The sequence below is a fragment of the Archangium violaceum Cb vi76 genome (assembly GCF_000733295.1).
GTDB classification, from domain to species: domain Bacteria; phylum Myxococcota; class Myxococcia; order Myxococcales; family Myxococcaceae; genus Archangium; species Archangium violaceum.
Map to the genome: position 1 here is coordinate 129,317 of NZ_JPMI01000142.1, position 25,317 is coordinate 154,633.

Annotated in this window: 25 protein-coding genes; 8 read left to right on the forward strand and 17 right to left on the reverse strand. The window is 69.3% G+C overall.

Going from position 1 to position 25,317, the window contains the following annotated elements; genetic code table 11:
* Nucleotides 1-60: 60 nt before the first annotated feature.
* Both Q664_RS21540 and Q664_RS21545 read left to right on the forward strand, forming a co-directional pair.
* Nucleotides 61-1,158, forward strand: a complete 1,098-nt coding sequence (locus Q664_RS21540; RefSeq protein ID WP_160174469.1) for a hypothetical protein — start codon at nucleotides 61-63, stop codon at nucleotides 1,156-1,158.
* A 90-nt stretch (nucleotides 1,159-1,248) separates the two neighbouring features.
* Entirely contained in the window at nucleotides 1,249-2,361 is a 1,113-nt protein-coding gene (locus tag Q664_RS21545; protein WP_200883738.1) for a hypothetical protein, read from the forward strand.
* Nucleotides 2,362-2,390: 29 nt separating this feature from the next.
* On the opposite strand, the gene Q664_RS21550 is transcribed toward Q664_RS21545, so the two are convergent.
* On the reverse strand, nucleotides 2,391-3,572 hold the full coding sequence (locus Q664_RS21550) for a sensor histidine kinase (RefSeq protein WP_043398662.1): 1,182 nt from the start codon (nucleotides 3,570-3,572) through the stop codon (nucleotides 2,391-2,393).
* Nucleotides 3,573-3,589: 17 nt separating this feature from the next.
* Nucleotides 3,590-4,246, reverse strand: a complete 657-nt coding sequence (locus Q664_RS21555; protein WP_043398665.1) for a response regulator — start codon at nucleotides 4,244-4,246, stop codon at nucleotides 3,590-3,592.
* 182 nt (nucleotides 4,247-4,428) lie between these two features.
* Here Q664_RS21555 and Q664_RS21560 point away from each other — a divergent pair, with 182 nt between their 5' ends.
* Nucleotides 4,429-5,787: a hypothetical protein gene (locus tag Q664_RS21560; RefSeq protein ID WP_043398667.1), complete on the forward strand. Its 1,359-nt coding sequence runs from the start codon at nucleotides 4,429-4,431 to the stop codon at nucleotides 5,785-5,787.
* A 13-nt stretch (nucleotides 5,788-5,800) separates the two neighbouring features.
* Here the strand turns inward: Q664_RS21560 and Q664_RS21565 are convergent, their stop codons facing one another.
* From Q664_RS21565 to Q664_RS21615, 11 genes are read right to left on the reverse strand one after another with little or no spacing between them, the layout of a single operon-like run.
* Nucleotides 5,801-6,241: a hypothetical protein gene (locus Q664_RS21565; protein WP_043398670.1), complete on the reverse strand. Its 441-nt coding sequence runs from the start codon at nucleotides 6,239-6,241 to the stop codon at nucleotides 5,801-5,803.
* A gap of 4 nt (nucleotides 6,242-6,245) precedes the next feature.
* The gene (locus tag Q664_RS21570) at nucleotides 6,246-6,935 is read right to left on the reverse strand and encodes a PASTA domain-containing protein (protein WP_043398673.1); all 690 of its coding nucleotides are present in this window, start codon (nucleotides 6,933-6,935) and stop codon (nucleotides 6,246-6,248) included.
* A 3-nt stretch (nucleotides 6,936-6,938) separates the two neighbouring features.
* The gene (locus Q664_RS21575; protein ID WP_043398676.1) at nucleotides 6,939-7,682 is read right to left on the reverse strand and encodes a PASTA domain-containing protein; all 744 of its coding nucleotides are present in this window, start codon (nucleotides 7,680-7,682) and stop codon (nucleotides 6,939-6,941) included.
* Nucleotides 7,679-8,344 (reverse strand): hypothetical protein, encoded by a 666-nt coding sequence (locus tag Q664_RS21580; RefSeq protein ID WP_043398678.1) that lies wholly within the window; start codon nucleotides 8,342-8,344, stop codon nucleotides 7,679-7,681. Before Q664_RS21580 ends, Q664_RS21575 begins: the two co-directional genes overlap by 4 nt.
* Nucleotides 8,337-9,356 carry a hypothetical protein gene (locus Q664_RS59230; protein WP_043398680.1) on the reverse strand — a complete coding sequence of 340 codons (1,020 nt, stop codon included), beginning with the start codon at nucleotides 9,354-9,356 and terminating at the stop codon, nucleotides 8,337-8,339. The genes Q664_RS21580 and Q664_RS59230 overlap by 8 nt, the downstream gene beginning before the upstream one ends.
* Nucleotides 9,357-9,368: 12 nt before the next feature.
* Nucleotides 9,369-9,977, reverse strand: coding sequence for a hypothetical protein (locus Q664_RS21590; RefSeq protein ID WP_052518467.1), 609 nt, complete (start codon nucleotides 9,975-9,977; stop codon nucleotides 9,369-9,371).
* 18 nt (nucleotides 9,978-9,995) lie between these two features.
* Nucleotides 9,996-10,613, reverse strand: a complete 618-nt coding sequence (locus Q664_RS21595) for a hypothetical protein (protein WP_052518468.1) — start codon at nucleotides 10,611-10,613, stop codon at nucleotides 9,996-9,998.
* Nucleotides 10,614-10,634: 21 nt separating this feature from the next.
* Nucleotides 10,635-11,198: a hypothetical protein gene (locus Q664_RS21600; protein WP_052518469.1), complete on the reverse strand. Its 564-nt coding sequence runs from the start codon at nucleotides 11,196-11,198 to the stop codon at nucleotides 10,635-10,637.
* Between the two features lie 9 nt (nucleotides 11,199-11,207).
* Nucleotides 11,208-13,289, reverse strand: coding sequence for an OmpA family protein (locus Q664_RS52440; protein WP_052518470.1), 2,082 nt, complete (start codon nucleotides 13,287-13,289; stop codon nucleotides 11,208-11,210).
* 3 nt (nucleotides 13,290-13,292) lie between these two features.
* Nucleotides 13,293-13,838 (reverse strand): hypothetical protein, encoded by a 546-nt coding sequence (locus tag Q664_RS21610; protein WP_043398682.1) that lies wholly within the window; start codon nucleotides 13,836-13,838, stop codon nucleotides 13,293-13,295.
* On the reverse strand, nucleotides 13,835-14,887 hold the full coding sequence (locus tag Q664_RS21615; protein WP_160174470.1) for a hypothetical protein: 1,053 nt from the start codon (nucleotides 14,885-14,887) through the stop codon (nucleotides 13,835-13,837). Before Q664_RS21615 ends, Q664_RS21610 begins: the two co-directional genes overlap by 4 nt.
* 488 nt (nucleotides 14,888-15,375) lie before the next feature.
* Between Q664_RS21615 and Q664_RS21620 the strand changes: the two genes are divergently transcribed.
* Genes Q664_RS21620 through Q664_RS21635 form a run of 4 tightly spaced genes read left to right on the forward strand, consistent with a single transcriptional unit; the run spans nucleotide 15,376 to nucleotide 19,907 of the window.
* Nucleotides 15,376-17,286, forward strand: a complete 1,911-nt coding sequence (locus Q664_RS21620) for a 3-oxoacyl-[acyl-carrier-protein] synthase III C-terminal domain-containing protein (RefSeq protein WP_235216805.1) — start codon at nucleotides 15,376-15,378, stop codon at nucleotides 17,284-17,286.
* Nucleotides 17,286-18,143 (forward strand): acyl-CoA desaturase, encoded by an 858-nt coding sequence (locus Q664_RS21625; protein WP_152622255.1) that lies wholly within the window; start codon nucleotides 17,286-17,288, stop codon nucleotides 18,141-18,143. The genes Q664_RS21620 and Q664_RS21625 overlap by 1 nt, the downstream gene beginning before the upstream one ends.
* Nucleotides 18,127-19,137 (forward strand): DUF6999 family protein, encoded by a 1,011-nt coding sequence (locus Q664_RS21630; RefSeq protein ID WP_200883739.1) that lies wholly within the window; start codon nucleotides 18,127-18,129, stop codon nucleotides 19,135-19,137. Before Q664_RS21625 ends, Q664_RS21630 begins: the two co-directional genes overlap by 17 nt.
* Entirely contained in the window at nucleotides 19,134-19,907 is a 774-nt protein-coding gene (locus tag Q664_RS21635) for a sterol desaturase family protein (RefSeq protein ID WP_235216806.1), read from the forward strand. The genes Q664_RS21630 and Q664_RS21635 overlap by 4 nt, the downstream gene beginning before the upstream one ends.
* A gap of 4 nt (nucleotides 19,908-19,911) precedes the next feature.
* Here the strand turns inward: Q664_RS21635 and Q664_RS21640 are convergent, their stop codons facing one another.
* The 4 genes from Q664_RS21640 to Q664_RS21655 form a co-directional block, all read right to left on the reverse strand.
* The gene (locus tag Q664_RS21640) at nucleotides 19,912-22,461 is read right to left on the reverse strand and encodes an FtsX-like permease family protein (RefSeq protein ID WP_043398686.1); all 2,550 of its coding nucleotides are present in this window, start codon (nucleotides 22,459-22,461) and stop codon (nucleotides 19,912-19,914) included.
* On the reverse strand, nucleotides 22,458-23,132 hold the full coding sequence (locus tag Q664_RS21645) for an ABC transporter ATP-binding protein (RefSeq protein WP_043398689.1): 675 nt from the start codon (nucleotides 23,130-23,132) through the stop codon (nucleotides 22,458-22,460). The genes Q664_RS21640 and Q664_RS21645 overlap by 4 nt, the downstream gene beginning before the upstream one ends.
* A 27-nt stretch (nucleotides 23,133-23,159) precedes the next feature.
* Nucleotides 23,160-24,137 (reverse strand): tetratricopeptide repeat protein, encoded by a 978-nt coding sequence (locus tag Q664_RS21650; RefSeq protein WP_152622256.1) that lies wholly within the window; start codon nucleotides 24,135-24,137, stop codon nucleotides 23,160-23,162.
* A gap of 206 nt (nucleotides 24,138-24,343) precedes the next feature.
* A complete protein-coding gene (locus Q664_RS21655) occupies nucleotides 24,344-24,544 on the reverse strand; it encodes a hypothetical protein (protein WP_043398692.1) in 201 nt (66 codons plus the stop codon).
* A 639-nt stretch (nucleotides 24,545-25,183) separates the two neighbouring features.
* Between Q664_RS21655 and Q664_RS62970 the strand changes: the two genes are divergently transcribed.
* Nucleotides 25,184-25,317, forward strand: a 134-nt coding sequence (locus Q664_RS62970) for a hypothetical protein (protein ID WP_369406338.1), incomplete at its 3' end; no start/stop codon positions are given.

Consider the following 25,317-nt stretch of genomic DNA (forward strand, 5'->3'; position numbering starts at 1 on the left):
TTCCTCTACGGATCTACAATCCCCGGCGTGATGAACCTTCGACCTTCACGTTGGGGTACCGTGTTGTCTCTCGCCCTGGTGTTCGGGCTCGGCATGCCGGGGCCGGAGGCCTGGGCGGCCAGGGGCACGCGGAGCGCCAGATCGGCCAAGAAGGCCGGCAAGGTGAAGGCCCGGAAGGGACCACAGCCGAAGCTGCTCACGCCCGCGGAGGACGCGGAGCTCCAGCCGGGCAGGAAGGTCACCTTCAAATGGAAGGTGGCCGCGAAGCTCGTGCGTCTCCAGGTGGCGCGCGACGAGGAGTTCACCGACACGGTCATCGACCGTCCGGTGAAAGGCCGCTTCGCGATTCTCCCGCTCGAGGAGGGCTCGTACCACTGGCGGGTGTCGGTGAAGGGGATCGCCTCCGACCCGCGCAGGCTGACGGTGGGCTCCGAGCCGCCCCCGGAGTCCCAACCGGAACCGCGGGCACTGGCCCAGGCGCAACCGGAAGAGACGATGACCGGTGGTCTGGGGCTGGATCTCACCGCGGCCACCACCCCGAGCGACACCAGCACGGAGGCCTCGAGCGACGCGACCGCCCAGACTTCCGCCGTGGAGATGCCGGCCGCGGAGCCCGTGACGAGCGAGCCCGCCAGCCCGGTGGTGACCGAGGCGGAGCGGACGCCCTCCTCGCAGCGCGGCAACCAGAAGCGCTGGAGCTTTTTCATCGGCGGCTCGGCCGCGTTCGGCCCGGGTGCACCCAGCTCGATGGCGGCGCTGCGGTACGAGGCCAGCGTCGCGTTCCGGATCGCGAATCCCTTCGAGCTGAGCCTCGCGGTGGGTGGCACATCGCTCAACGTGCTGGGCACCCGCGATGAGACCTGGCCGTACTACACGTGGTCCGGGCAGTACTACTTCGACCTCGGGGCACGCTACCGGCTGGTTCGTTTCGAGGGCGGAGCGTTGTTCGGGCTCGTGTCCGGGCGGGTCTCCTTCTTCACCGCCCCGCCGGATCAGTTGGGCTTCCTCGTGGATCGCAGCCCGTTCTCGGCCGGCGCTGGCGTTGCCTTGCGCTTCCGGGCGGGCCTCCCGCTGGAGCTCGGTCTGCGCGGCAACGTCATCACCGGCAAGAGCCTGGGCGGCGAGCTCGAGCTCGGCCTGCGCGTCATGGTGTTCTGACGCCGCTTGGAAGCAGGAGCATCGCGGAGCCTGTTTCTCCAGACTTCCTCGAAATACTATGATTAACTGGGAGGAACGAAGGAGGAAGACGTGCGCATCGAACGGCTATCGGTGGGGTTGCTCGCGGCAGTGACGCTGGTCCTGGGAGGAACCCAGGCGGGCTGTGGCCAACCGGAGCACGCGTCTCCGGAAACCCCCGGGGAGGAGCAGGGCACGAGCGCCTCCGCCCTGAGCTACCCCAACGGGAGCAGCCGGACCGTGGTGTCGAAGCGGGTGGTCTACAAGGATGGCTCGGGCAACTACCGGGCCGCGCCGGGCTTCGAGCACTTCCGCGCGGCCGGAGCACCGGACGGAGATCTCCACAACATCCGGATCGCCGAGGTGGATGCGCCCCTCACGCGCGAGGCGATCGTCCTGATGTCGTCCGGCCAGAAGATGTCCAGCAGCGGGCACAACAGCGGGGTGACGGGGCAAGGGGCGAGCTGGGACGCGACCTGTGATGCCGTCTCCTGCCCGAACGTGACGCTGGACGGCCGCTCGCTGGCGATGAAGCTGCGCTCCCTGGGCTGGTTTCCCACGGGCTCCACCTACCTGGCCGTGGTCAACGACAACAACTTCGACCACCTGTTCGACAGCGGCAAGAAGCAGCAGCTGCTGAATGGATACTCCAACTGGCTCCAGGCGCAGATCCGCCCCGAGACCCGGTCCATCTACCTGGCGGGAAGCTCGCGCGGAGGCTGCATGGTGATGCGCATGGCCCAGGCGCTGCGCGCCAATCCGGCGTACGACGGCATCGATCTCTACGTGTCGTCGTTCGACGGGGTGTGCAAGTACACCCAGGGCGAGCTGGGCACCTCCGGGGAGAAGATCAACAACCCCGTCCGCCCCTGGGGCACGTTCTACGGCGGCTGGGCCACGGATCTCTCCGCGCAGTTCCCCCGGAAGGGGCGGCTGCGCATGTACCACATCGCGGGTGGGGAGGAGGTCGCTCCGGCCTCGGGGATCCGCGCCTTCTCGGCGTACTCGGGCTCGCCCCCGTCGACGGGCAGCAACCTCGACTGGGGCTGGTACAAGCAGACCTGGGTGAAGTGGCAGCACAAGGAGATCGGCAACCCCTACACCGAGCCTGGCTCGTCGGATCAGCCGCGCGTCATCTCCGAGACCATCGACGCGCAGCTCACCTGGCTCGATGCCTTCCTGTGAGCCGCGGGGGCGCGAGGCTTGCGTCCGAATCAACGGGAGGGGTCACCCGGGAGGGGAAGGGTCGCCTCCATGCATGTGCCCTGGAGCGAGGTGCTGAAGCGCAGCGTGCCGCCGAGCGCCGCGGCACGATGGCGCAGGTTGCGCAGGCCTCCACTGCTGCGCTCGAGGGCGCCCTCCGGCAGCCCCTCCCCGTCGTCCTCCACCTCCACGCGTATTTCCTCGTGCCCGCGCAGGCGCACCGTCACCGTGCGCGGACGAGCATGTCGCACGGCATTGCGCACCGCCTCCTGGACGATGCGCACCACGTGCAGCCGCGCCTCTCCCGGCAGCACCATGCCGGCGGGTGCCCCCTCATCGAGGAAGCGCAACGCCACCTGCTCGCCGCACAGCTCCAGGCAGCGCCCCCGCAGGTGCGCCACCAGCGACTCCCAATCCTGACTCTCCGCGCGCAAGGCCCACACCACGCTGCGCAGCTCGTCGGTGCCCTGGCGGATGCGCTCGGCGAAGCCGGAGAGTTCCTCGGCGCGGCCACCTTCGCCCAGCCGGGCCTCCAACGTGCGCACGCTCCACAGCAGCGCGCTCAGCTCGCTGCCCACCCCGTCGTGCAGATCCCGGGCGATGCGAGCCCGCTCCTCGTGCACCAGCAACTCGGCCACCCGCGCCTGCAGCCGCTCCCGCTCCGCCATCATGTCGCGCAGTTGCGCCGCCGCCCGGCTGAGCGTCACGTACACCAGGGTGCCCACCGCGCCCGTCCCCACGCACACGGCCGCCGCTCCCACGTCCTCGCGCCCCCCCCAGAAGGCCGCGGCCAGCACCGTGGGGCCTCCGGCCAGCAGCAAGGCGTTGTACAGGCGCGCGCTCCCGGTGCCGGCCGCATGGAAGACGAGCGCGAAGTACAGCACCCAGAAGGGGCTGCTCGCGTTTCCCGAGGCCCACACCAGGTACAGCTCGCCCCCCACCGACACGGCCGTCTCCAGCCAGTTGAGCAGGCGGTACGTCCACGCGTGGCGGCCCGCCCGGTGGAACGCCACCGTCGCCCCCAGCGACACCGTGCCGAAGAGCAGCACCACCGGCCCCGTGTCGCCCAGCCGCACGCCCAGCAGCGGCCCCAACCCGGGCACGAGCGGCGACACCGCGACCAGTCCGGCCAGCAGCCACATCCCCGAGGCCAGCAGCGGCGAGCGCATGGCCGCGTGCATCGGCAGATCCATCCCTGGCGCTGGAGGCGTCACCTCGGGGATACCAGCCCCCGGCGCAGTGCGACGGCGGTGGCCTCGGCCTTCGAGCGCACCCGCAGTTTGCGGTAGAGGCTCTTCACGTACGTCTGCACCGTGCCCAGCCCCATTCCCAGCCGCTCGGCCACCCCGGCATACGCCACCCCCTGGGTGAGCAGCTGCAGCACCTCGCGCTCCCGGGGCGTGAGCTCCTCGCACCCGGCGCCGGGCGGAGGCCGGGAGAAGCTCTCCACCACCTTGCGCGCCACCGCGGGCGTCATCGGCGCGCCCCCCTCGGCCGCCTCCCGCACCGCCCGCACCAGCCGCTCGGGCGGCGTGTCCTTGAGGAGGTAGCCCCGCGCTCCCGCCTTCAACGCCCCGAAGATGCTGTCCGCGTCGTCGAAGCTGGTCAGCGCCAGCAGGCACGCCTCCGGTTGCAACCGGCTCAGCGCCAACATCAGCTCCGTCCCCGGCCGGTCCGGCAGCCCCAGGTCGATGAGCCCCACCTCGAACTCCAGGCCCCGCTCCACCAGCGCCAGCGCCTCTCCCACGCTCTCGCAGCTCCCCACCACCGACATGCCCCCGCTCTCCCACGGCACCGCGTGGAGCAGCCCCTGCCGGACTCGTGGATCGTCCTCCACCACCAGGAGGCGAACGGAACGCTGGCTCATCCGAGGTGACAGCATACTCCTCCCATGAACATGGTCTGCCGGGAATTCCGGTCTCCCCGTACAGTCAGGTCCGAAACATGCCGCAAGGGGGCAATTCTGGATTCTCCGGATTGCAGGTGGATGGACCCTGCCCCCTCAAGCACCGGCATCCGCCGGCGCATTCCCGACATGGAGAGGCACACATGCACTGGATGAAGGGCTTCACGAAGACATCCCACGCCGTGCTCATGGGGTTGGCGCTGCTGCTCACCGCGGACAGCGCGAGGGCCGATTGCACCTACACCATCAAGGGTAAGCTGGCCGTGCAGCATCAGCTCTCGGAGCTGGTCAATGCCTATGGCACCTCGCCGCTCAAGGGCGTGAAGGTGCAGATCTCCGGCAAGGCGAAGGTGCTGGGCGTGTGGGGCTGGTACGCGGTCTGGGACGAGGTGACGACGAACTCGCTGGGTGAGTTCTCGTTGACGCAGAGCAAGGCCTGCTACGACCACCGCTACAAGATCGAGGTGAAGTTCCAGAGCGACGACCTGGAGGTGCGGCACGAGACGGCCACGTCCTCCACCACCAAGGTGAAGTGGTACCTCATCTTCGAGGACGAGACGGTGGATCACGGCCCCGGCACGCTGGACGTGGGCACGAGGACCTTCTCGTCCACCGGCCCACGCGACCTGAACCTCAAGGAGGCGCGTGATCATGCCGACATCTGGGTCGCGTACCAGAAGGCCATCGAGAAGATCAACGGCTACGGTCCGGATCGCGCCTTCACCTCGCAGATCCGCGTCAAGTTCCCGCACAACAGCGACGTGGTCTCCGACACCGTCGAGGCCAGCTACGCCAACCCGGCCACGCAGGTCATCTACATCTTCGAGAGCCACTTCAACATCAGCACGCTCTATCACGAGCTGATGCACATCTGGGCCTACCAGCACGTGAGTGGCGAGCTGGGCCTGGCCTGGGAGCTGATGGAGAACGGCAGCACGCACGGCCTGGTGGACGAGCCCTGGGTGGCCTTCCACGAGGGTTTCGCCGAGTACGGCAGCGACAAGCTCCAGCAGCTCATCTTCGGAGAGACGCCGCGGCTGCCCTACAACCGGGAGCGGCTGACCCGAGGCATCGGCGGCACGCCCCTCACCAGCCTCAGCCTGGTGCAGCGCCACGACATGGGCTGGTGGTCGGCCTTCCACATCATGACCACGGCCGCTCTGGACGACTACACCTTCAAGACGGCGTGGACGGGCGGCACGGCATCCACCCCCACCTATCTCGTCGCGAGGGCTCCGTCGCCCATCGCCTATAGCTGCAACCCGCCAGCGCTCACCTTCGCCCAGGTGCTGAAGGTCTTCCTGGCGAACTCCACCGCCGGGTACCCCAACAACCTCACGAAGGACGAAATGCTCGTGTCCCGCTTCTACGATCGCGCCGCGGACATCCTCACCAACCTGTCCCCCGCCGACAGCGACTCGTTCCTGGATCTGTTGAATCCGGCCGGCACCACGCAGCCCCTCAACGAGTTCTGCTCCCCCATCTTCCTCCCCTTGCCGTAGCCGGAGAGCCAGACTAACGGCCCACCGAGTACACCCCGATGGCGATGCGCCCCGAGACCTGGGGCGCACCCGCTTCGGGACGCTGCCAGCACACCCTGCCCGCCAGCTCCGCCGACACGCACGGCACCACCGTCACCACCAGCCCCGCCCCCGCGGCCCGGGCCCGCCGCGCCGCCGCGGACCGGGTCAGACCGAGGAGCTCCGGCGTCACTGGCGCCAGGCCCGGGGGCTCCACTCCCACGAAGTACGCCCTCACCTCCCCCTCCCCGCCGGTCCGGAACGACGCGCCCGTGGCGTCCGTGGACACCCCACCCCGCAGCACCACCTCCACCGGCCCGAGCCGGAGAGGCCCTCCCGCCAGATGCGCGTGCACCCGCTCCAGCTCGCTGGCGATCTGCGCGAGCAGCGCGTCCAGGCTCAGGGCTCCCTCCGTGTTTCCACCGTCGGCCTGCATGTGGCTATTTCTTCTCCGGCGACTCCGGCACGGGCTCCATGGTCGTCAGGATGGGGGGCTGCCGGGTGATGGGTCCGGGGACTGGCGCCGGCTCCCAGCGCCGCTTGAGGATGAGCACCAGCTCGCCGCCCGGGGGAAGCACCGTCCCCGGCAGCGCCGAGGCACTCGCGATGACCTCCGTGTCACCCGCGTCCGTGGGGAAGCGATGGGGCACGCCCAGCGCCTGCAGCAACGCCCGCCCATCCGCCACCGTCTTGCCCACCACCGCTGGCACCACCACCAGCGCCTCCGCCTGGGGCGAGGGCGGCACGGGCACCACCCGGAACTTCAGCCGCGACTGCGCGGACAGGCTGTAGCCGAACCGGTTGGTGTAGCTCGCGTCCATGGGCGCCCCATACATCTTCACCCGCGAGCGCCCCTGCGTCCCCTGCGTCTGCTCCTCGGCGGTGATCGACAGCGCCACGGCGATCTCCGCCTCGGCCTCCGGGATGTGGTACCACGTGGGCCGGTAGCCGATCCGCTGCAGCTCCGCCGCCAGCCCCTCGTCGGACTCGTAGATGGCGCGCAGGTGCTCCAGCGTCGCCTCGTCCAGCTCGCGTTGCGCCTGCGCCACGCTCCGCCCCACCGAGGAGATCAACGCCCCCAGCGGCGCGCTCAGTGACTCCAACTGCGGTAGATCCTTCGGGTCCGCCATGACTCATTCCTCCGGATTGCGGCCCACGTAGACACGCACGGTGGGAGTGGTGATCTCGGTATGGGGCTCGGGCACCTGCCGCTGCACCCGGCCATGACGCTCGGGCTCTGCGACGAAGAGCGGCGTCACCTCCACGCGCAGCCCCACCGCCGCCGCCGCGCGTTGGGCCGCCGCGGGTGTCAGCCCCCGCAGGTCCGGCACGGGCCGCGCCGGAGTGCTGGCCGGGGGTGTTTCCACCGGGGCCTTCGGAGGTGGCTGCTCGAACTGGGCCTCGGCCTCCAGCGCGCCGGTGGCCGTCGTCTCCGACCACTTCACCCGCACCTGGGTGAGACTCACCTCGGTCAGCTTCGCCCTGGCCGCCTCGATCTGGACTCCCGAGGCCTTCAGCCGCGCCTCCAGGTCCACGCCGCCGGGCGCCTCGTTGTCCGCGGGAGGGGCGGGGGCCACGTACGCCCCCGCGGACACGGCGCGGATCTCCTTGCGCGTCGGCTCCAGCAGCACGAGCACGCCCAGGTCATACACGCTGCCGGTGAAGCGCACCGGATAGGCCGCCACCATGGCGCCGTCCAGCCGCAGGTGGGCGCCGAAGCTGGCCCGGCTCACGTCCATGTCGAGCACGCCGTCCTTGCTCGTCACGCCCTCGTCCCAGAGCTCGAAGGTGCCCGTCTTCGTGGGCACCCACCACGCCGCCTTGCGGCCCGCCGCTGGAGCGCCCGTGGCCGTGACGACCTTGGCCATCACCCTCATGACGCCGCCTCGTAGGCCACGACGGCCATGCGCGGACCCGCGTCCACCGTCACCACGAGCGTCTTCGCCAGCTCGCCATCCGCCAGGCGCAGGTTCGTCCGGGCCTCACCCGCCGCATCCGTGCCCACCACCGCCAGCGACACGTCCGTCGCCGCGAGGGGCGCCCGGCCGGAGAGCCGCTGCGTGCCCGCGCGATCCAGGTTGAACTCCACCTCCAGTCCCACCACCGGCTCGCCCGCGGCGTTGCGTACCCGCGCCACCACCACCGGCCGTCCGGCCGTGTCCTTCTCCATCACCGCCTCGAGCAGCGTCGCCGGGAGCCCCTCGTTGGCCGGCACCGCCACGAAGCTGCCGCGGATGACGCTGACGATGCCCGCGCTCGTCTGGGTCTGCGCCGTGTCCACCACCCGCACCGGCTTCATCTTCAGCACCTTGGCTGATACCCCCGTGCCGGAGGTCCGGGTCTCCGTCTCCACCTTCAGATCCATCCGCAGCTCGAACTCGAGCTTCGGGACGTAATAGGTGAATTGCCTCCCGGGCGCTCCCGCCGCGGACAACTGCCCCAGCTCCTGCTGCGCCTGCGCCAGCCCATCCGCCAGGTTGATCAAATACTCGTCCAGGGTCCCGAACAGATCCTGGGCCTGCGTCGTCACGTCACTCATCCATCGCTCCTCGGCCACGCCGGGTCCGGGTGCTCACGTCGTCCCGCGTGCCGCCATCCATGTCCATGCCGTCCACGTCCATCCCCTCCATGTCCATGCCGTCCATGTCCATCCCCTCCATGGCCATGAGCGTGTCCATGTCCATGCCCGCCATCTTCAGGCCCCGCTCCATCAGCGCATCCACGTCCATCGAGCTCGGGTCCAGTCCGCCACCACCCCCACCGGACAGACCCCGCCGTGACAACTGCCCGCGCACGAACGACTCCACGCCCGCCCGCACACCGCTGGGGAGCTGCATTCCCGTGCCCTTCCCCATCGTCAGCGGCAGACGGGGCCTGGCATGCGCCGCCTCCACCGCGCCGCGCACCTGGCGCAGCCGCTCTTCCGGGAGTTTCGGCCGGCCGCCCGTGCCCGCGTTCGTCTGCATCAACCGCTCCGCCAGCCTCACCGCCAACCGCATCCGCTCCTGCGCCTTGCGTGCCTGCTCCTGACGCTTCGCCGCCTCCCGTGCCTGCTTGCGCCGCTGCGTCCGCCCCGACTCCACCCGCCGCCGCCGCAGCTCCTCCACCCGCTCGGCCTCCTCGCGCTCCACCCTCCGCCGCGCGTACAGCTTCTGCTCCAGCAGCCGTTGCGCCGTCTCCCGCTCGTGCTGCCGCCGATCGGCGATGCGCGTCTCCGGCGTGTGCTCCACCACCGGAAACTGCTTCGCCAGCCGCGCGTCCACCGGCGCATCCTCCACGCCGAGCAGCGCGTTCATCTTCCCCTCGAGCTGCCGGCGCTCCCGCAGCAGCTCCGCCAGCTCCGGGTCCGTGCCGGCCACCGCCTCCAGCGACAGGCGTGGCAGCGCGTCCAGAGCCAGCGGCTCCTGCTCCGGTGTGGACTCCGGCGAGGCTCCCGTCACCGAGGACGTGGGGGGGCCCTGGGGCGCAGGCGGACCGGACGCGGCCTCCGGCTCCGCTCCTGTCCCCTGCTCCTCCTCGTCGAGCAGATCCTCCCAGCGGACGTGCGACATGAGCCGGGCTCGTCAGCCGACGTTGGCGGCCGCGTCGTTCACCCGCGTGCCGATGTCGGAGCTCGACTCCGTCGTCCCCTTGAGATTCTTGGCGATCTCCGAGGCGATCTGTTGCAGGGCCGCTGGGGGCGGAATGGGCACCAGCTTGGTGCGGATGAGGCTCGAGCCCTCGGCGCTGTAGCTGTACTTCTGCGAGTGCTTCGCCGTCACCGTGGTGACGTGGCTCTTGTGCCCCTTCACCAGCGTGGTGAGGATGCCCTTGTCGCGGTCCACCTTCCGGTCCCGGGTGGTGGTGGTCTGCTCGTCCGACTCGTGCATGGAGATCTCCATCTTCACCTCGATGATGGTCTCCACGAATTGGTAGAAGCTGGGCGAGAAGCCCAGCAGCAGCAGGGGGTACTCGGTGTTGCCGAGCTTCACGAAGCCGCCCGCGTCGCGCACGGCGGCGCCGTTCTCGTCGATGCGGTAGCCGGCCATGAGCTGGGCGATCTTCAACGAGGAGCTATCCAGCGCGTACTGCGCATCCGCGATGGCCAGGCCGAGGTTGCGCACCATCTCCCCGAAGGGGACGTTGAGCAGCTCCTGGCCGATGCTGTCCCTGGGAGGCGTGGTCGTGGGCATGATCTGACTCCCGGGGGATTACTTGGTGGGCGTGACGGTGGACGAGGACGACTCGGCGGCCGCGCGCTTCTGCGCCATGACGTCGCGGATGCGCTCCTCGAGGATGGCCGGCGGCGGCACGGGGACGAGCTTGGTGCGCAGCAGGCTGGAGCCCTCGGCGCTGTAGTCGTACTTGCGCGTGTAGGAGGCATCCACGGTGCTCACCACGGCCTGCACCGTACCGGGACGCTTGAAGAGGGTGCGCAGGCCGGTGGCGGCGTTGCGCGTCGTCTGCGTCTTGGAGGAGATGGACGAGGTGGTGCTCTCCGTCATCTTCACGGCGATCTTCACTTCGATGATGGTGTCGACGAACTGGTAGAAGGTGGGGTTGAAGCCCAGCGCCATCATCGACGTCTGCTCACCGGCGAAGTTGACGGTGGTGCTCACCTTCTGGGGCACCTGCTTGCCGGTGGAGGGGTCCTTCTCCGTGAGCACGTTGCCGTCGGCGTCGCGCAGCAGCGCCTCGCCGCTCATCATCTCGGCGACGAGCATGCTGCTCTTGTCCAGCTCGAGCTGGGCGTCGGCGATGGCGAGCGCCATCTCCCGAATCATGTCCCCCATGGGGACGTTCAACAGTTCCTGGCCGATGTCTCGCATGGATTGCTTCCTGGAAGGTTTCTAGGCGGAGGTGGAGCCGCCGGAAGAGGTGGAACCGGAGGAGGTGGTGGAACCGCCGGAGGAGGAGGAACCCGAGGAGGCCGGGGCCGGCGAGGCCTCCTGGGAGGCGGCGATCTCATTGAGCAGTTGGTGGAGCCGCGCGGGTGGAGGCAGCGACACCAGGCGCGCGGCGATGGAGCTGGAGCCCTGCACCTCGAAACCATACTTGCGGCTGTACTCGGCGTTCACCGAGGCGGAGAAGATGCCCGCGTACCCGCCGGACGCGGAGGCCCCCACGGAGAACTCGGTGGACTCGCGGATGGTGAAGGTGAGCTTGGCCTCGAGGGTGGCCTCGGAGAAGGCATAGAAGGAAGGAGTGAAGCCCAGCCCCAGCAGGCTGCGCATCCTTCCGTCGCCGAGATCCACGTTGGGCTCGGCCATGCGCTGGGCGATGGTGAGCGAGTTGACGTCGAGCGCCTGTTGGGCCTCGGCCACCGCGAGCCCGAGCCTCCGGACGAGGTCGGGCAGCGGCGTGTCGAGCACCGTCATCAGCGCCCGTTGTCCCTGGGTGGTGTTGTTGGGCATGGAGGCTCCTTACGGGTACCAGCGCTCGAGGTAGTCGCCGATGGCCTGGAGGAACTGGGGGGGCGCGGGGACGGCGACCAGGCGGGCCTTGATGGTGGAGCTGCCGGAGACGTTCAGCTCGTGCTTCACCGAGAGGTGGGCGTCCACGTTGAGGGCGCGCAGCTCCCGGTCCGAGGTCTCCTTGCGGGACACGGAGCTGCGGCCGCCGATGCGGGGGCCGGACAGGAGGAAGGCATTGCGGTTGCTCGTGCCGAGCATGGTGCCAGTGGGCCCGGTGAGGTTCACGGTGTTGCCGGCGGCCTGGGCGCGCATGCCCGCGGGCAGGGTTCCAGCGGCGGCCCCGGCGTTGATGGCATCCGCGAGGTTCCGCGCCGTCTCGGCCGCGGAGACGCCGAGGGCGAACTCGTTGGCCTGGGGCGTGGTGCCCACCCCCACCGCCACGAGCTGCACCGACTCGATGACGACGGTGTCGCGGACCTGGGGCGAGGCGGGGGGACTGCCGTTGCCGAAGGGCTCGGCCACGCGCACGCTGCCCGCGGCCGAGAGCGTGGGCGCGGTGGGCGTGCGGGCGAAGAGCGTGTAGAGCGCGTAGTCACCGGGACCGTGGAGGTAGATGCGGTCTCCGCGGTTGAAGGCGCCGTAGGCGGTGTTCGCGTTGGCGGTGCGGATGGCGTTGGCGAGGTTCTCGGCGGTGGACTCGGCGGTGGCGCCCACCTGGAAGTCAGTGCCCTCGGTGTAGTCCCGGCCGCGGAAGGTGACGACGGGGGTGGGCGGGCTCGCCCCCGGGGAGGCGGTGCGCGGGACGATGCGGGCCTGCCGCCCCGAGGGAGCGCCCGTCCAGGCGGCGGTGGGGTGCGAGGTGCGCGCCACCAGCACGTCCGGCAGGCCGGTGAAGGTGATGACCACGCGGCGGTTGGCGGCCTTGTCGGTGCCGCTGAAGTCTTGCGTCGCCCCGTTGCCCACGGGCCTCTCGATGCGCGCGGCGGGCACCCCGCGCGACACCAGCGCCTGCTTCATGGACTCGGCGCGGCGGAGGGAGAGTCCCTTGTTGTAGTTGTTGGCGCCGCCAGTCATGTCCGCCCACCCCACCAGCGTCACCCGGGCACTGGGGTAGGCGGCCATCAGCGCCGCCACCGCGTCCAGCGTCACCAGGGGCTGCGTGTCGGCGCCGTAGCCGCGGGGCGTCTCGTCCTCGTCGTGGTCGAAGAAGAGGGCCCGGTTGCACTCGCCGCCCGTCACCATGACGAAGCCCGGGTCGATGGCGGCGCCGATCTCCGCGAGTGCCCCGGCCACGGTGCCGTTGGCGCTGGTGTGGGGCGAGCCGCTGCCCGAGGGCAGCTCCAGCGAGGGCGGAGGGCTCACCGAGTCCAGGCTGGCGATGACGAAGTTGTCACCCGGAGCGCCCTGCGGCGAGGTGCGCACGGTGATGGTGGCCTTGTCACAGGCGTAGAGGTCCGGGCGGTTGGTGCTGGACGTGACGCCGGACACCGTCACCCACTGCATGAACACTCCCTGCAGGTCCCCCGTGGCCTGGTTGGTCCAGACGGAGTTGTTGCGCAGGGCGACGAGGAGGCTCTCCTGCGCGGACTGCCAGAGCGAGGTGCCGAGCTCCACGGGCTCACCGGTGGCGGGAGCGGGCGAGCCCTGGGGATAGAGGGCGTAGGTGGTGGAGCCGACGGTGAGCTGTCCGCCGCTATTGGCGGTGAGGGCCACCTTGCCCGTGGGAGGGATCCCCTGGCCGTCCTGCACCGTGATGGTGGCGGTGCCGCTGACGGCCTCCGTCTGGAGATCGTAGTTGCTCGACTCGTTCTCGCGATCGAGGTTGAAGTTCACCCCGAAGTCGATGGCGGTCGAGTAGTAGATGTTGAGGTGCATCTCCAGGTCGGCGTACTGGAAATGGTAGAAGGCCGGCTGGAGCCCGAGTGACAGCAGGTTCTGCGTCATGCCCGGGAGCACGGTCTGCCCCAGGCGCAGCGACTGATCGATGCTGTTCTGGTCCAGCTTCGCCTGGGCGTCGGCAACGGCCAGGGCCATGTCACCGATGAAATCCGCGACGTTGAGGTCCGCAAGAATCTTGCCTGCTTTGGGCATGGTCTACCTCGGTGCGACAGGTGGAGGGAGTGGAAGGGCGATGGAAGGGTTGACGGCCTCGGGACGGACGGACCAGTAGCGGTGACGCTCCTGCTCGAGGGCGAGACGGCGCGCGTCGACGTGCAATCCTCCCCGCAGCCAGGAGAGGACACGCTCGGAGAGGGGAAGACGGCCCGGGCCGGCCAGGGCCACGGCGGCCTCGAGCCGCTCACGGGCCTCGGTGGGGCGCTGGAGCCCGAGCAGGGCCATCCCCTGGTGCTCACGGTGGGAGGCCAGGTCCAGGCGCGCCAGCTCCGTGGAGGGCGGCTGCCGGGAATAGTGGGCCTCGACGCGCTGGCAGAAGGAGAGGACTTCCTCGAAGGCCCCCGAGCGCTCGAGCGACTCGAGCACGCACCAGGCGTAGTGGCGCGACACCACCTCGGGCGCGCCGGACTGGGAGGCCAGACGCAGCGCCTCGCGGTAGTGGCGCAGGGCCTCGGAGTGCTCGCCCTGGAGCGCGAGCAGCTTGCCCTGCTCTGCCAGACGGGAATGCAGCGCGGGAGCACTCATGCCGGCTCCAGGCTGGCGCGGACGCCCCGCGCGCGCAGCTCGGCCACGAGCCACCGCGCCCGGGTGTCACCCAGGGGCGGGACGAAGGTGTGGGGGAGCCGCGCGAGCGAGGTGCGCACCTCGGCCGCGGGCAACCCGAGCGCGGAGCCGAGCAGCTCGGTGACGGCGGGGGCGTCGCGCAGCTCCTCCACCTTGAGACGGAAGCTGCGGAAGACGATGAGCTGCGCGGAGACGCGAGCCCCCGCGGCCTCCAGGGGGGCCACGCGCGCCGGGAGCTCCCTCGCGCTCAGGCCGGCATGAAGCACCACGGGCAGCCGGGAGAGCACCCGCGGCACCAGCTTCTCGGGCATCCCCGTCTCGCGCACGAGCAGCTCGGCGAATCCGGGGGTGGCGGGCGCCTCGGTGAGGCTCAGGTCGAAGCGCAGGAAGGCCTGGTCCACCACGCGCACGAGGGAGCGCGCGGCCAGCTCGCGCCACACCTGCGCGGCCTGGGCCTGGGAGAGCCCGCTGGCGACGAGCGGCGGCGCGCCCACCTCGAGCCCCAGCGCGCCCAGCACCGCGCGCACGGTGGCCAGCCCGCCAGCGTCCTCGCCACGATAGAAGACGTCATAGCGGGCGGTGGCGGGGTTGCTCGCATCCACCTCCACGCCCAGGGGCGAGAAGCGCGCGCGCAGCGCATCCACCGTGGCCTGGGACACGGCGCCGAGCACCGTCGCCGGCGTGGCACAGAGGGCGGAGGCCGCGTCCGCCAGGGAGCAGCCGAGAACCAGCGCCAGCTCCCGGGCGACCTCGCGGAAGCGTCCGCCGTCGCGCAGGTAGAAGGCCACGTCGTAGCTGGGGCCCGGCTCGGGCAGGGGCGCGTCCTCGGGCTCGATGTCGAGCTCCAGACCCGACTCACGCAACGCTCCGGCGAGGGCCTCCGCCACTTCGGCTGGCAGCCCGGTGGCCAGCACCGCTGGCGCGCGGAACAACCGCGCCGCTATCTCCGCGGGAGGGAGATCGAAGTGCGGCGCCAGAGCACGAACAATGCTCGCGGTTCCACGATGCAACGCACGAACAGTGATACGTTGAGCCCCCGACATTCACGCAGGGTAGATTTTTCATTCCCGACTGTCAACCACTGGATTCAAACCTGGCCCACGCATCCATCGAGGCCTTGACTTGCGGTCTACCTCGCCTCGGACGCCTCCGGAGCGATGACCGGTGCGCTCGTGAATCATTCTTCCTCACCAAACCAACCACACTCCGGGTAACACCCAATAAAATGACTGATATGACAATGGGTTGGCGCCCTGGCCCTCATTTTGTTTCAACATAACGCTCACATTTGTCAGTCATTGGATCGACCCTCTTGGGCAGTCAGTCCGGGAGACGAGCATGCCGGTGACTTCGCTTTCGAAACCGTGGCCCTGGGGTAGTTCCGCGGCGGGTTCGCTTCCCGCCGCCGGTGTGCAGGGGTCTGCGCGGTCCTGCCTTCCTTCTTGCACATGCTGCACACCCCATCGTCCTCATCGACCTTGATTGAACGGCATCGACCTTGCAACCTCCGGCGCGCAACCCTCGCAGTTCCGCGCCGGAGGCCGTCATTCTTCGCGACGTCTACATCACCTCGCTGGGCACGTTTCTCCCCGGCAAACCCATCGGCAACGACGAGATGGAGGAGTATCTCGGGCGCATCCAGGGTAAGCCCTCGCGCGCCCGCGCCCGCGTTCTCAAGCAGAACGGAATCCAGACCCGCCACTACGCCATCGACACGCAGCAGCGCAGCCTCTTCCGCAATAGCGAGATGGCCGCCCTCGCGGTGCGAGACGCGGTGACCCGGCGGCAGCGCCCGCTCGAACAGGTGGATTTCCTCGCCGCCGCCACCACCCAGGGAGATCTCTGCGTCCCAGGCTTCGGCAGCATGGTGCATGGCGAGCTCCAGAACCCCACCTGCGAGATCGCGTCCCTGCACGGCGTCTGCGCCAGCGGCGTCATGGCCCTGCGAAGCGCCATGCTTCAGGTCAAGGCAGAGGAGCGACAGCTCGCCATCGCCTGTGCCAGCGAGTTTCCCAGCCGCCTCTTCAAGGCCTCGCGCTTCACCGCCCAGCTCGGTGAGGACGGAGAGCTTCCCTTCGACACGGAATTCCTCCGCTGGATGCTGTCCGACGGCGCTGGCGCCGCCGTGCTCGAACCCGCACCGCGCTCGGAAGGGCTCTCACTGAAGCTCGAGTGGATCGAGCTGCGCTCCCACGCACACCAGTACGACGTCTGCATGTATGCCGGCGCCAACACCTCCCAGGGGGAGCTCGGGCCCTCGTGGCTGGACTTCCCCAGCTTCGAGGAGGCCTCACGTGAGGGCGCCATCAACCTCAAGCAGGACATCAGGCTCCTGGACAACATGGTGAAGATCGGGGTCGACGGCTACTTCGACCTCCTCGAGCGGGGACGGCTCACCCCCGACTTCGACCACTTCGTGTGTCACTACTCCTCGCACTTCTTCCGCGAGCACATCCGCAAGCTCCTGGACCAGGCCGGTGCCTCCATCCCCGAGGAGAAGTGGTTCACCAACCTGTACACCAAGGGCAACGTGGGCTGCGCGTCCATCTACGTGCTGCTCGAGGAGTTGTTCCACTCCGGCAAGCTCCGGCCGGGTCAACGCATCTTCTGCATGGTGCCGGAGAGCGGCCGCTTCATCGCCTCCTACATGCTGCTCACCGTGGTGGGCCAGGAAGCTCCCGTGCGCCCCGCCCTCCCCCCGGTGACCCCGGCGGGACCGCCCGCCCTTCAAGTCGATACCGCCGATCCGTTGCAGGCCTCCCTCGTCCGCCAGCTCACCCGGGTGTGGATCGACTTCGAGGCCCGCCTCCACCAGGTGCCCGTCGTGGCGCGGCTCGAGCGTGGACAGCTCACGGTGGAGGATTACCGGCTGCTCCTCCTGAACCTGCGCCAGCAGGTCGCCGAGGGGGCACGCTGGATCGCGCGCGCGGCCTCCCATATCGAGCTCTCGGCGTTTTCCCTCCGCTCGCTCTTCATCACCCATGCCCGCGAGGAACACCGGGACTTCCAGATGCTGGAGCGCGATTACGTCTCGGTGGGCGGGAAGCTCGAGGACATCCAGAACGGGCAGAAGAATGTCGGCAGCGAAGCCCTCAGCGCGTGGATGTTCCAGCGCGCGAGCCAGCCCAATCCCTTCGATCTCATGGGAGCGATGTTCATCATCGAGGGACTGGGCAGCCGCCTCGCCCGCGGTTGGGGAGAGCGCATCCGCGATCAGTTGGGACTCGCGGACTCGCAGGTGTCCTTCCTGCTGTACCATGGCTCCAACGACGAATCGCACCTCGACAAGCTGGAGACCGCGGTCCAGTCAGGGCTGCTGACCGAGGCGCTCGTCGAGCGCGTGGTCAAGACCGCCAAGGTGACCGCTCGCCTGTACCTCCTGCAGCTCGAGGAGCTGGGAAACGTGTGATGCAACTCCTCAACGCCCTCGTTCTCTGCATGGTGTACGTGGTGCTCGCCGGCCTGGCGGTGGGCCTCGTGTATCACCGCACGCTCAGTCATCGGGCGCTGCGGCTGTCTCCCTGGTTCGAACGGACCCTTGTCACCCTGGGCCTGCCTGCCGGTACTCCGGTGCAGTGGGCGGGAAACCATCGCCGCCATCACGCGAACACGGACCAGGAGGGGGATCCGCACTCCCCGCGGCACGGGTTCTGGCACGCCCACAACGGGTGGTACATCGGCCAGACGCACTGGGTTCCGTGCCTGGCGTACGCGCTCGCGGGTCCGCTGCGCACGCTCTTCGATGGATGGCATCGGCCGCGCAGCAACCAGGAGTCCGTTCACCTGGCACCCGATGTGGCCGCGGATCCGTACTACAGGTTCGTGAGCCGTCCCGGTCCGTACCTCGCGTTCGCCGTGGCCCACGTGGCTGGATTCTATGGTGCGGCGTGGGCGCTCGGAGGGACCGCGGGGCTGGTCATGCTCCTGGCCACCCAGATCCTCGTCTACAACCTGGGAGACGCCATCGACAGCGCGGCACACCTCGTCGGAGACCGCCCCTTCGCCGTCACCCACCTGGCCACGAATCACCCATGGATCGCCTTCTTGACCTTCGGTGAAGGCTGGCACGCCAACCACCACAGCTTTCCACGCAGCCCCCGCACCGATATATTTCGCGGTCAGGTGGACGTCATCTGGTGGGAGATCCGGCTGCTGGCGCTGCTCGGCATCGCGAGCGAGCTCCAGAAGCCCCCCTCCGCCACCGACGTCCGTGCCCGATTGAAGGATTCCGTGAAGGATTCTCCCGCTCATGTCCCTGCCCGCTGAGACCGCTCCACGCAGGTCGACGGACACCGCGCCCTCATCGGAGGTGCACGACTTCCAGGCGCCCTTCCAGGAGCGCACGCACGATCCCAGGGATCCGGATCCCTCCCTGGCCGCCTACCTGGACACCAGCCTGCCGCTGCAGCCCCAGGTGCGGGCCGCGCTGCTGCAGGATCTGGAGCTGTTCTCCCGAAGGGTCCTCCACCGGATCTTCAAGCCCCTGGGGATCTTCGCCATCGTCGTCATCGGCATCCTGAAGATCTTCATTCCCCGGGCCTTCACCAGCTCCCCCCTGCTGCACAAACTCATCCACTGGGGACTCGAGTACTTCGTCGCGGCGCCTTCGAACTTCCTCATCCTCCGCCACTTCCACGTGGGCTCGGAGATCCTCGCGTTCATCGCCGCCAACTCGCCGGTACAGGTCCCCACCAACCCCATCCGGCCGAAATTCCTGAAGGACGTGGAGCAGGAGATCTTCCTCAACCACGATCTCAACCTCTACAACTTCATCATCCGTCTCAACACCGCGCTGCGGAGTGAGAACGCCCACCTGCATCCTCCGAAGCGGCTCAACTTCGACATGATCACCGATGGTCCGTTCGACATCGCGCCGCTTCCCCGGAGATGGACCAACTTCATCGACCTGTCGTCGGCGATCGAGGTCTACACCCCGCTGTACCAGCTCTTCCTGACGGAGCGTGACTTCCGCCGGGCCTACCACTCGCTCCAGCTCGATGAGACAATCGCCATCTACGTGGCACGGTTGCTGGGGGACACCACCCACCTCGCACTGGTGAACAACCGCCACCCCCTGGTGCCCGACTCGGCATTCCGGTCCGCCAAGCGTCTGGTGCTCCATGGCCTGGCGTCCGAGGCCCTGCACGCGCTCCTCGTGCACCACAAGCGGCGGCAGAAGGAGCTGGACGCGCGCGGGCTCGCGGCCTCGGGACATGGACTCGTCTCCCTGTGGAAGGCCCCACCACCGGGTGAGTCGTGAACGCGCTGCTGCTCCAGGCGCGAGCGGCGCCCCTGTGGGCGATCTACGTCTTCACCGTCGTGGGCTTCGCCACGATCTACTTCGGGCTGGGCGCGCTGACCGCGTGGCTCACCGGGCACGTCTTCCCCGCCCTCGGTGTGGGCCGCAAGCTCGAGCTCCGCCCGGTGCGCCCCGGTCAGATCGGCGAGGAAGTGCGCGGCTCGTTGCGCTCGATCGCCATCTTCGGAGTCTACGGCGTGGCCGCCGTCGCCATGGACCGGGTGGGATGGACGCACATCGTCTGGAACGTCGACCTGTTCCGATTGCCCGCCGAGTTGTTGCTGCTGACGCTGTGGAACGAGGTGCACTTCTATGGGTGCCACCGCTTGCTCCACCTTCCCTGGCTGTACCGCAAGGTCCACCACGACCATCACCGCTCGGTTGCCCCGACTCCCTGGTCGACCTTCAGCTTCCATTGGGGCGAGGCCGTGCTCCTGGGAAGCGTCATGCTGCCAGTTCTGCCGCTCTTCGATTTCAGCGCCCCCGCGCTCGTGCTCTTCCCTGTGGTGAGCCTGACGCTCAACAACCTGGGGCACATGAACTACGACCTGGTGCCGGCTCAGGGCACCTGGCATCCCTTGGCCGCGAGCCGGCGCCACGCCCTCCACCATGCGAAGGTGGCGTGGAACCTCGGCTTCCTCTTGCCGTTCATGGATCGGGCGCTGGGCACCGCGCTTCCAGCCCATGAGGGAGACAAGGTCCTTCAGCGCGCCTCGAAGCCGTCGGCCTGAGCCCTCACCCTTCGCGCAGGGCCTCGGCCGGGGAGATCCGCATCGCCCGGCGCGCCGGGAGGAAGGCCGCGGGCAAGGCCGCCAGGAGGGCCGCTACCGACGCCAGCAGCAACGCTCGCCAGGGCGGAACGAAGGCCACCGGGAAGCCCATCCGGTGCGTGGCTTCCGAGAAGATCCACGCCAGCAACATCCCCACCACCATTCCCCCCAGGGAGCCCACCGCCGCGGTGACGACCGCCTCAGCGACGAGCATGGCGCCCACCTGCCTCCGAGCCATCCCCAGGCTGCGCAGCGCCGCGATGTCCCCCCGGCGCTCGAAGGCCGAGAGTGCGACGGCCGATCCCACCGCCAACAAGCCCACGACGCCCGCGAGCAACAGGAGCCCGTCCATCGCCGACAGGGCCTGATCCACCATGTCGAGCACGCGCTGCTTGAGACTCGCCTGACGCTCGCTTCGCACGCCTGGCATCGCGGAGAGGGCGCGCTCGACGGCCGCGAGGTGCCGGGGTTCCTCGAGGCGCAAGGCCATCAGGTCCGTCCCCTCGACCCCAAAGGCCTCCTCTAGCAGCACCTGCGAGACGATCACCGCGAAGCCATTCTGCGTGTAGTCCACGATCTCCGCCGACACGGTGAGCGTCCGCGGGCCGGTGGGGGTTTTCAGCGTGAGGCGTTGTCCCGCGCGCACGCCGAGCTGCTCGGCCAGCACCGAGGTCACCAACGCGCGATCGGTCTGCTCGATGGAACGGACGAGGTTTCTCGACTCATCGGGTTCCGAAGCACCCACGACGGTGTAGGCGCCCTCCTCGGCGTAGGCCCGGGCCGAGATTCCCACCACCGACAGTCCCAGCGTCCTGCCATCCTCGGCCTGCACTTGCGCGGCCCGGACGGTCACGGGGGAAGCGCGCCGGACGCCCTCGAGCGCCTGCAGCTGGCGGACGAGCGCCTCATCCAGACCCGAGGGCTTGCGCACGAAGAGATCCCACCCGAGCGCCCGATCCGACCATTCCTCCATCTGCCCGCGAACGCCCAGCGCCACCGAGGACATGCCTCCCACCATCGCCACCGCGCAGAGCACCGCCCCGGCGGCCAGTCCGCTGCGCACCGGTCTCCAGCGTGGGCCCGCGGCGCCCAGCGCCCAACCTCCTCCGAACCACCGCGCCGCGATACGACTCATCCCCGAGGCCATGGGCCCGATGAGGGCCGGGAGGGCGCCGGTACAGCCGGCGATGAACAGGAGCCCCAGCGAGTAGGTCAGGATCGGCCCCGAGGAGCGCGGAGGAAAGAGCCAGAGCCCCGCGAGCGCCGTCACCGCGAGCGCCATCCAGGCCAGCGTGGCCGTCTTGCTGGGGCTCTCGGCGGCGCCTGCCCGCGCGCGAACGGCGTCGAAGGGAGGCTGGCGCGCCCCTTGAATCGCCGGGATGAGCGCGCTGAGCACGGCCACCAGGATGCCCGCGGCGGCCACGAGCACCGCGCCCCACGGATCGGAGGGAGGCGGGCGAGCCTCGGTGGCGGCTACCCGGGCGAAGATCTCGGCGACCCCCGCCGCCAGCGGCGCACCGAGCACAGCCCCCAGCAACGCACCGGGCACGGAACAGATCAGGGCTTCCCACAGCAGCGGCAGTGCCGCCTGGACCTTCGTGGCCCCCACACACCGGAGCATGCCCGTCTCACGGCGGCGCTCGGCGGCGGCCGAGGCATACAGCCCGTAGATCAAGAAGGCGGACAGGAAGAGCGCCAGCGAGGAGGTCAGATCCGTCCCCGCCCGCATGTTGTTCATCCGCAAGGCGACGTCCTTGCCACGCTCGCCGGGGCGCACCACCGAGGCCCCTTCCCCCAGCGTCTCCCGCAGACGCCCCACCACCTCGTCGATGCGATGATCCGGCACCACGAGCGCCACTTCGGAGATCGCCTCCGGAGCGAGGCCAAAGGCGCGCCGCACCGACTCGATGGGCGCGATCAGGACGCTCCCTCCGTTGCGGGCACCCAGTCCTTCCCTGGCGAGCAACCCCCGCACCTCGAAGGTGACCTCACCGCCGGGCGCCACCAACCGGAGCGTCGAGCCCGGACGCAGCCCCCGCTCGCGCGCATAGCTCTCGCCCAGCCACACCCCCGGCGTGAGCGGCTGGCCCTCCACGGGGACGACGCGGCCGCGCCCTGGCTCGCGCGTCAAGTCAACGCCTTGGACCCACAAGCCGCTGATTTGACCCGGGTAGAGAGGGGCCTGCCACTCCGCGAGCTCCTCGACACGCACCGTGGAGAGCGAGGCCGAGGGCAATGCGGCCTCCACCCCCGGCACACGTTCGATCGCCTCGAGCGTTCCCGCGGGCAGGGGCACATGGGACTCGCCCGGTGGAATGACCGCCACCGCGGTGGTCCCGGCCGCCTGCTCGAAGGCCGCCTTGACGGAGTCCAGCGCGCCCTGCGTTCCCAGTTGCACGGCGCGAAGCCCCGCGACCCCGGCCGCGATCCCCAGCAGCGTCACCAGGGTCCGCATGGGCCGTTGCAAGGCATGGCGGACCGCCAGCGCGAACCCCAGCCCGAGCGCCCGGTTCATGGGGCCTCCAAGCGCCCATCACGGAGGCGGATGATCCGGTCGGCCCTGCCCGCGGCCTCGTCGTCGTGGGTGACCATCACCACGGTGCGGCCCTGCTCGGTGCAGGCGCGGCGCAACAGCGTCAGCACGCCCTGCCCCTTCTCACGATCCAACGCTCCCGTGGGCTCGTCCGCGAAGATCAGGATGGGCTCCGCGACGAGAGCCCGCGCAACCGCCGCACGCTGCCTCTCCCCACCGCTGACCCGATCAGGCAGATGCTTTGCCCGATGCGTGAGCTCGACGGACGCGAGCGCCGCCGCCACCTTCGCCGCATAGCTCGCGGGTGGCGTGCCCTCGAGCAGGAAGGGCAGCGCGACGTTCTCCTCGAGGGTCAGGACAGGGACCAGATTGTAGCTCTGGAAGACGAACCCCACCCGGGTGCGCCGCAGCCGGCTGATGGCCTCGTCCGACTGCTGGTGCAGCGGCTCTCCCCCGAGCCACACCTCGCCCGATGTGGGCGACTCGAGCCCGGCCAGGAGCGAGATCAGCGTGGACTTCCCGCTCCCCGAGGGCCCCATCACCGCCACGAATTCACCCGCGCGGACTTCGAGATCCACGTCACGCAAGGCCCAGACTTCTTCGTCCCCTGCCCGAAACGAGCGCGACAGCTTCGATGCCTTGAGTACGTTCATGGTGATGAGGGGTTGTCCCGTCCCCGCTCAGTGCGCCTCTTCCGTGGCTTCCCGGTGGGCATCGCAGGCGGGGCCGAACCCGAAGTCGCACCCCTTCTTGAAGAGGGCATTGGCGCGCTCCTGATTCGCCTCCACTCCATCACCATGCTGGTAGGCGAGGCCCAGGTTGAGGCAGCCTCCCGCCAGCCCCGCGTCACAGGCCTTCTCGAAGAGGCTGGCGCCTCGCTTCATGTCCTCCTTCACACCGAGCCCGGACATGTAGGAGTGGCCGAGAATGTTGCAGCCGTTCATGTCTCCCGCGTCACACGCCTGCGTGAGAAGCGTCGCGGCACGCTCCGGATTCTTCGTCACTCCGTTACCGTCCGCGTAGGCGAGGCCGAGGCTGAAGCAGCCGGCGGCCGCGCCCCCGGTGCAGGCCTTCTCGTAGAAGGTGGCGGCGCGCGCCAGATCCTTCGGCACCCCATTGCCCATCGCGTAGGTGATGCCGACGTTGAAGCACCCCTTCGCGCTCTTCGCGTTGCAGGTCTTCTCGAAGTGGGCGAGGGCCTGCTTCGAATCCTGCTTCACCCCCGCACCTTGCATGTAGGCGATGCCGAGGCCGTTGCACGCGTCCAGATGACCCTTGTCACACGCCTTCTTGAAAAAGGAGGCCGAACGTTCCGCATCCTTGGCCACGCCCTGGCCCTGCGCGTAGGCCATACCCAGCTTGTAGCAACCTTCCAGGTCGCCCTTCGTGCAGTTCTTCTCGTTGACCTTCGCGAGGCGGGCCAGTTCCTCCTTGCTGATGGGCGCCGCCTGCTTTGACACCTCCTTCGAAGCCGCCTTCTTCGCGGTCTCCTTCTTCGCGGCCTCCGCTTTCGCCGCATCTCCCTTCGGCGGCTGCGTCTTCGGGGCCTCCGCCTTCGGCGCCTCATGAGCGGAGCTGCGCGTCCCCAGCAGCATCACGGCCACGGTGAGCCCGAGCACCCAGGGGCGCCGACGCGTCTCGATTCCAGAGCGAAGCATGGAGAAGTCCTTTCCGGGCATGATGGCCCGTCGAGAAAAGTTCAGAATCCCCATGATACGGGATTCAGACGCATCGGGAACCCGGGTGAGCGGCAATCGCACGTGATCCCCGAGCCGTTCAGCTCCCACCTCCTGGCCGAGCACCACGGACCCGAGGGAACTTCACGGCATGTCACATCTCCACTCCTTCCTCCCCTTCTCCCCGCCTACTTCACCACCGCGATGGCGAAGCCGCCCCATGCGCGCTTCCCTTCCGTCTCCTGCCCGAGAACCCGGTGCTCTCCCAGTGAGAGTCCGCAGGACAGCAGCAACCCGGCAAGGCGCTCGCCCACCGGCGGACGGCCATCGATGCCGAATTTCAGCGGCTCTCCGCTGGCCCTGGAAGAGCGCCGGTTCTCCGATGTCAAAACCCGCGGCCACGAGCGAATGCTGAGTCCGTCCTCCGCCAGGGGGTGACGACGAGAGCCCCATGGCCCCCGGGCGTTTTCGTTGTGCGCCCCGACAAGCCCGCTGCAAGGGGTCCGTGGAGGCGGCGGGAAGCGAACCCGCCTCCCGAGGCTTCCGGCGAGAACGCTGTAGCAAGGCACGTCGCGGCCCTGGCAGCCCTGGAATGAGGCAACCCGGCGCGGGCCGCGACCCTTCTGCGCCTCCTGCTCTCGTAGGCCCCGAACCCCACAAGCAGGCAGGGTTCCACGGCGGCCCGTGGGAGGCGAACGGTAGCGTGTGCCCTGGCGAGGTGTGACCGGGGAGGGGCAGGTGGAGGAGCGCAGGTGGGCATACCGGCGGAGGCAGCCGGAGGGGACGGTGCTGTACGAGGCGGTGAGGGACAACCTCGCCACACTGCTGGCGGAGGCGAGCGCGGTGGGGAGAGGCCTGCCGAGTGCGATGGGTGCTGCTCAAGGACGTGGGACTCGTCTCGGACGTCCTCACCCTCTTCCTGCGCGCGGGGGCAAGCCCTGCAGCGCCGGAGGGCACGGCGGCAGGGCCTGCGTGGCGGGCAGGTCGGGGCCGTGTCGTTCATCCAGTTCTTCGGCTCGGCGTTGCAAGTGACGCCGCACTTCCACTCGCTGGTTCCGGATGGCGTCTTCGTGCCACGGGGGGCGGCGTGTGCTCTCGCTGCCGCAGATCCAGGCGGCACTGGAGCAGGCGGTGGCCCAGCCCTGAGCAGCTCCGCTGGGGC

Bases quoted from the DNA above. Each gene is read 5' to 3' on its own strand.
- Q664_RS21550 (WP_043398662.1), bottom strand. From the start codon at position 3,572: ATGGATCTGCCGATGCACGCGGCCATGCGCTCGCCGCTGCTGGCCTCG.
- Q664_RS21555 (WP_043398665.1), bottom strand. From the start codon at position 4,246: ATGAGCCAGCGTTCCGTTCGCCTCCTGGTGGTGGAGGACGATCCACGA.
- Q664_RS21560 (WP_043398667.1), top strand. From the start codon at position 4,429: ATGCACTGGATGAAGGGCTTCACGAAGACATCCCACGCCGTGCTCATG.
- Q664_RS21565 (WP_043398670.1), bottom strand. From the start codon at position 6,241: ATGCAGGCCGACGGTGGAAACACGGAGGGAGCCCTGAGCCTGGACGCG.
- Q664_RS21570 (WP_043398673.1), bottom strand. From the start codon at position 6,935: ATGGCGGACCCGAAGGATCTACCGCAGTTGGAGTCACTGAGCGCGCCG.
- Q664_RS21575 (WP_043398676.1), bottom strand. From the start codon at position 7,682: ATGAGGGTGATGGCCAAGGTCGTCACGGCCACGGGCGCTCCAGCGGCG.
- Q664_RS21580 (WP_043398678.1), bottom strand. From the start codon at position 8,344: ATGAGTGACGTGACGACGCAGGCCCAGGATCTGTTCGGGACCCTGGAC.
- Q664_RS59230 (WP_043398680.1), bottom strand. From the start codon at position 9,356: ATGTCGCACGTCCGCTGGGAGGATCTGCTCGACGAGGAGGAGCAGGGG.
- Q664_RS21590 (WP_052518467.1), bottom strand. From the start codon at position 9,977: ATGCCCACGACCACGCCTCCCAGGGACAGCATCGGCCAGGAGCTGCTC.
- Q664_RS21595 (WP_052518468.1), bottom strand. From the start codon at position 10,613: ATGCGAGACATCGGCCAGGAACTGTTGAACGTCCCCATGGGGGACATG.
- Q664_RS21600 (WP_052518469.1), bottom strand. From the start codon at position 11,198: ATGCCCAACAACACCACCCAGGGACAACGGGCGCTGATGACGGTGCTC.
- Q664_RS52440 (WP_052518470.1), bottom strand. From the start codon at position 13,289: ATGCCCAAAGCAGGCAAGATTCTTGCGGACCTCAACGTCGCGGATTTC.
- Q664_RS21610 (WP_043398682.1), bottom strand. From the start codon at position 13,838: ATGAGTGCTCCCGCGCTGCATTCCCGTCTGGCAGAGCAGGGCAAGCTG.
- Q664_RS21625 (WP_152622255.1), top strand. From the start codon at position 17,286: ATGCAACTCCTCAACGCCCTCGTTCTCTGCATGGTGTACGTGGTGCTC.
- Q664_RS21630 (WP_200883739.1), top strand. From the start codon at position 18,127: ATGTCCCTGCCCGCTGAGACCGCTCCACGCAGGTCGACGGACACCGCG.
- Q664_RS21640 (WP_043398686.1), bottom strand. From the start codon at position 22,461: ATGAACCGGGCGCTCGGGCTGGGGTTCGCGCTGGCGGTCCGCCATGCC.
- Q664_RS21645 (WP_043398689.1), bottom strand. From the start codon at position 23,132: ATGAACGTACTCAAGGCATCGAAGCTGTCGCGCTCGTTTCGGGCAGGG.
- Q664_RS21650 (WP_152622256.1), bottom strand. From the start codon at position 24,137: ATGCTTCGCTCTGGAATCGAGACGCGTCGGCGCCCCTGGGTGCTCGGG.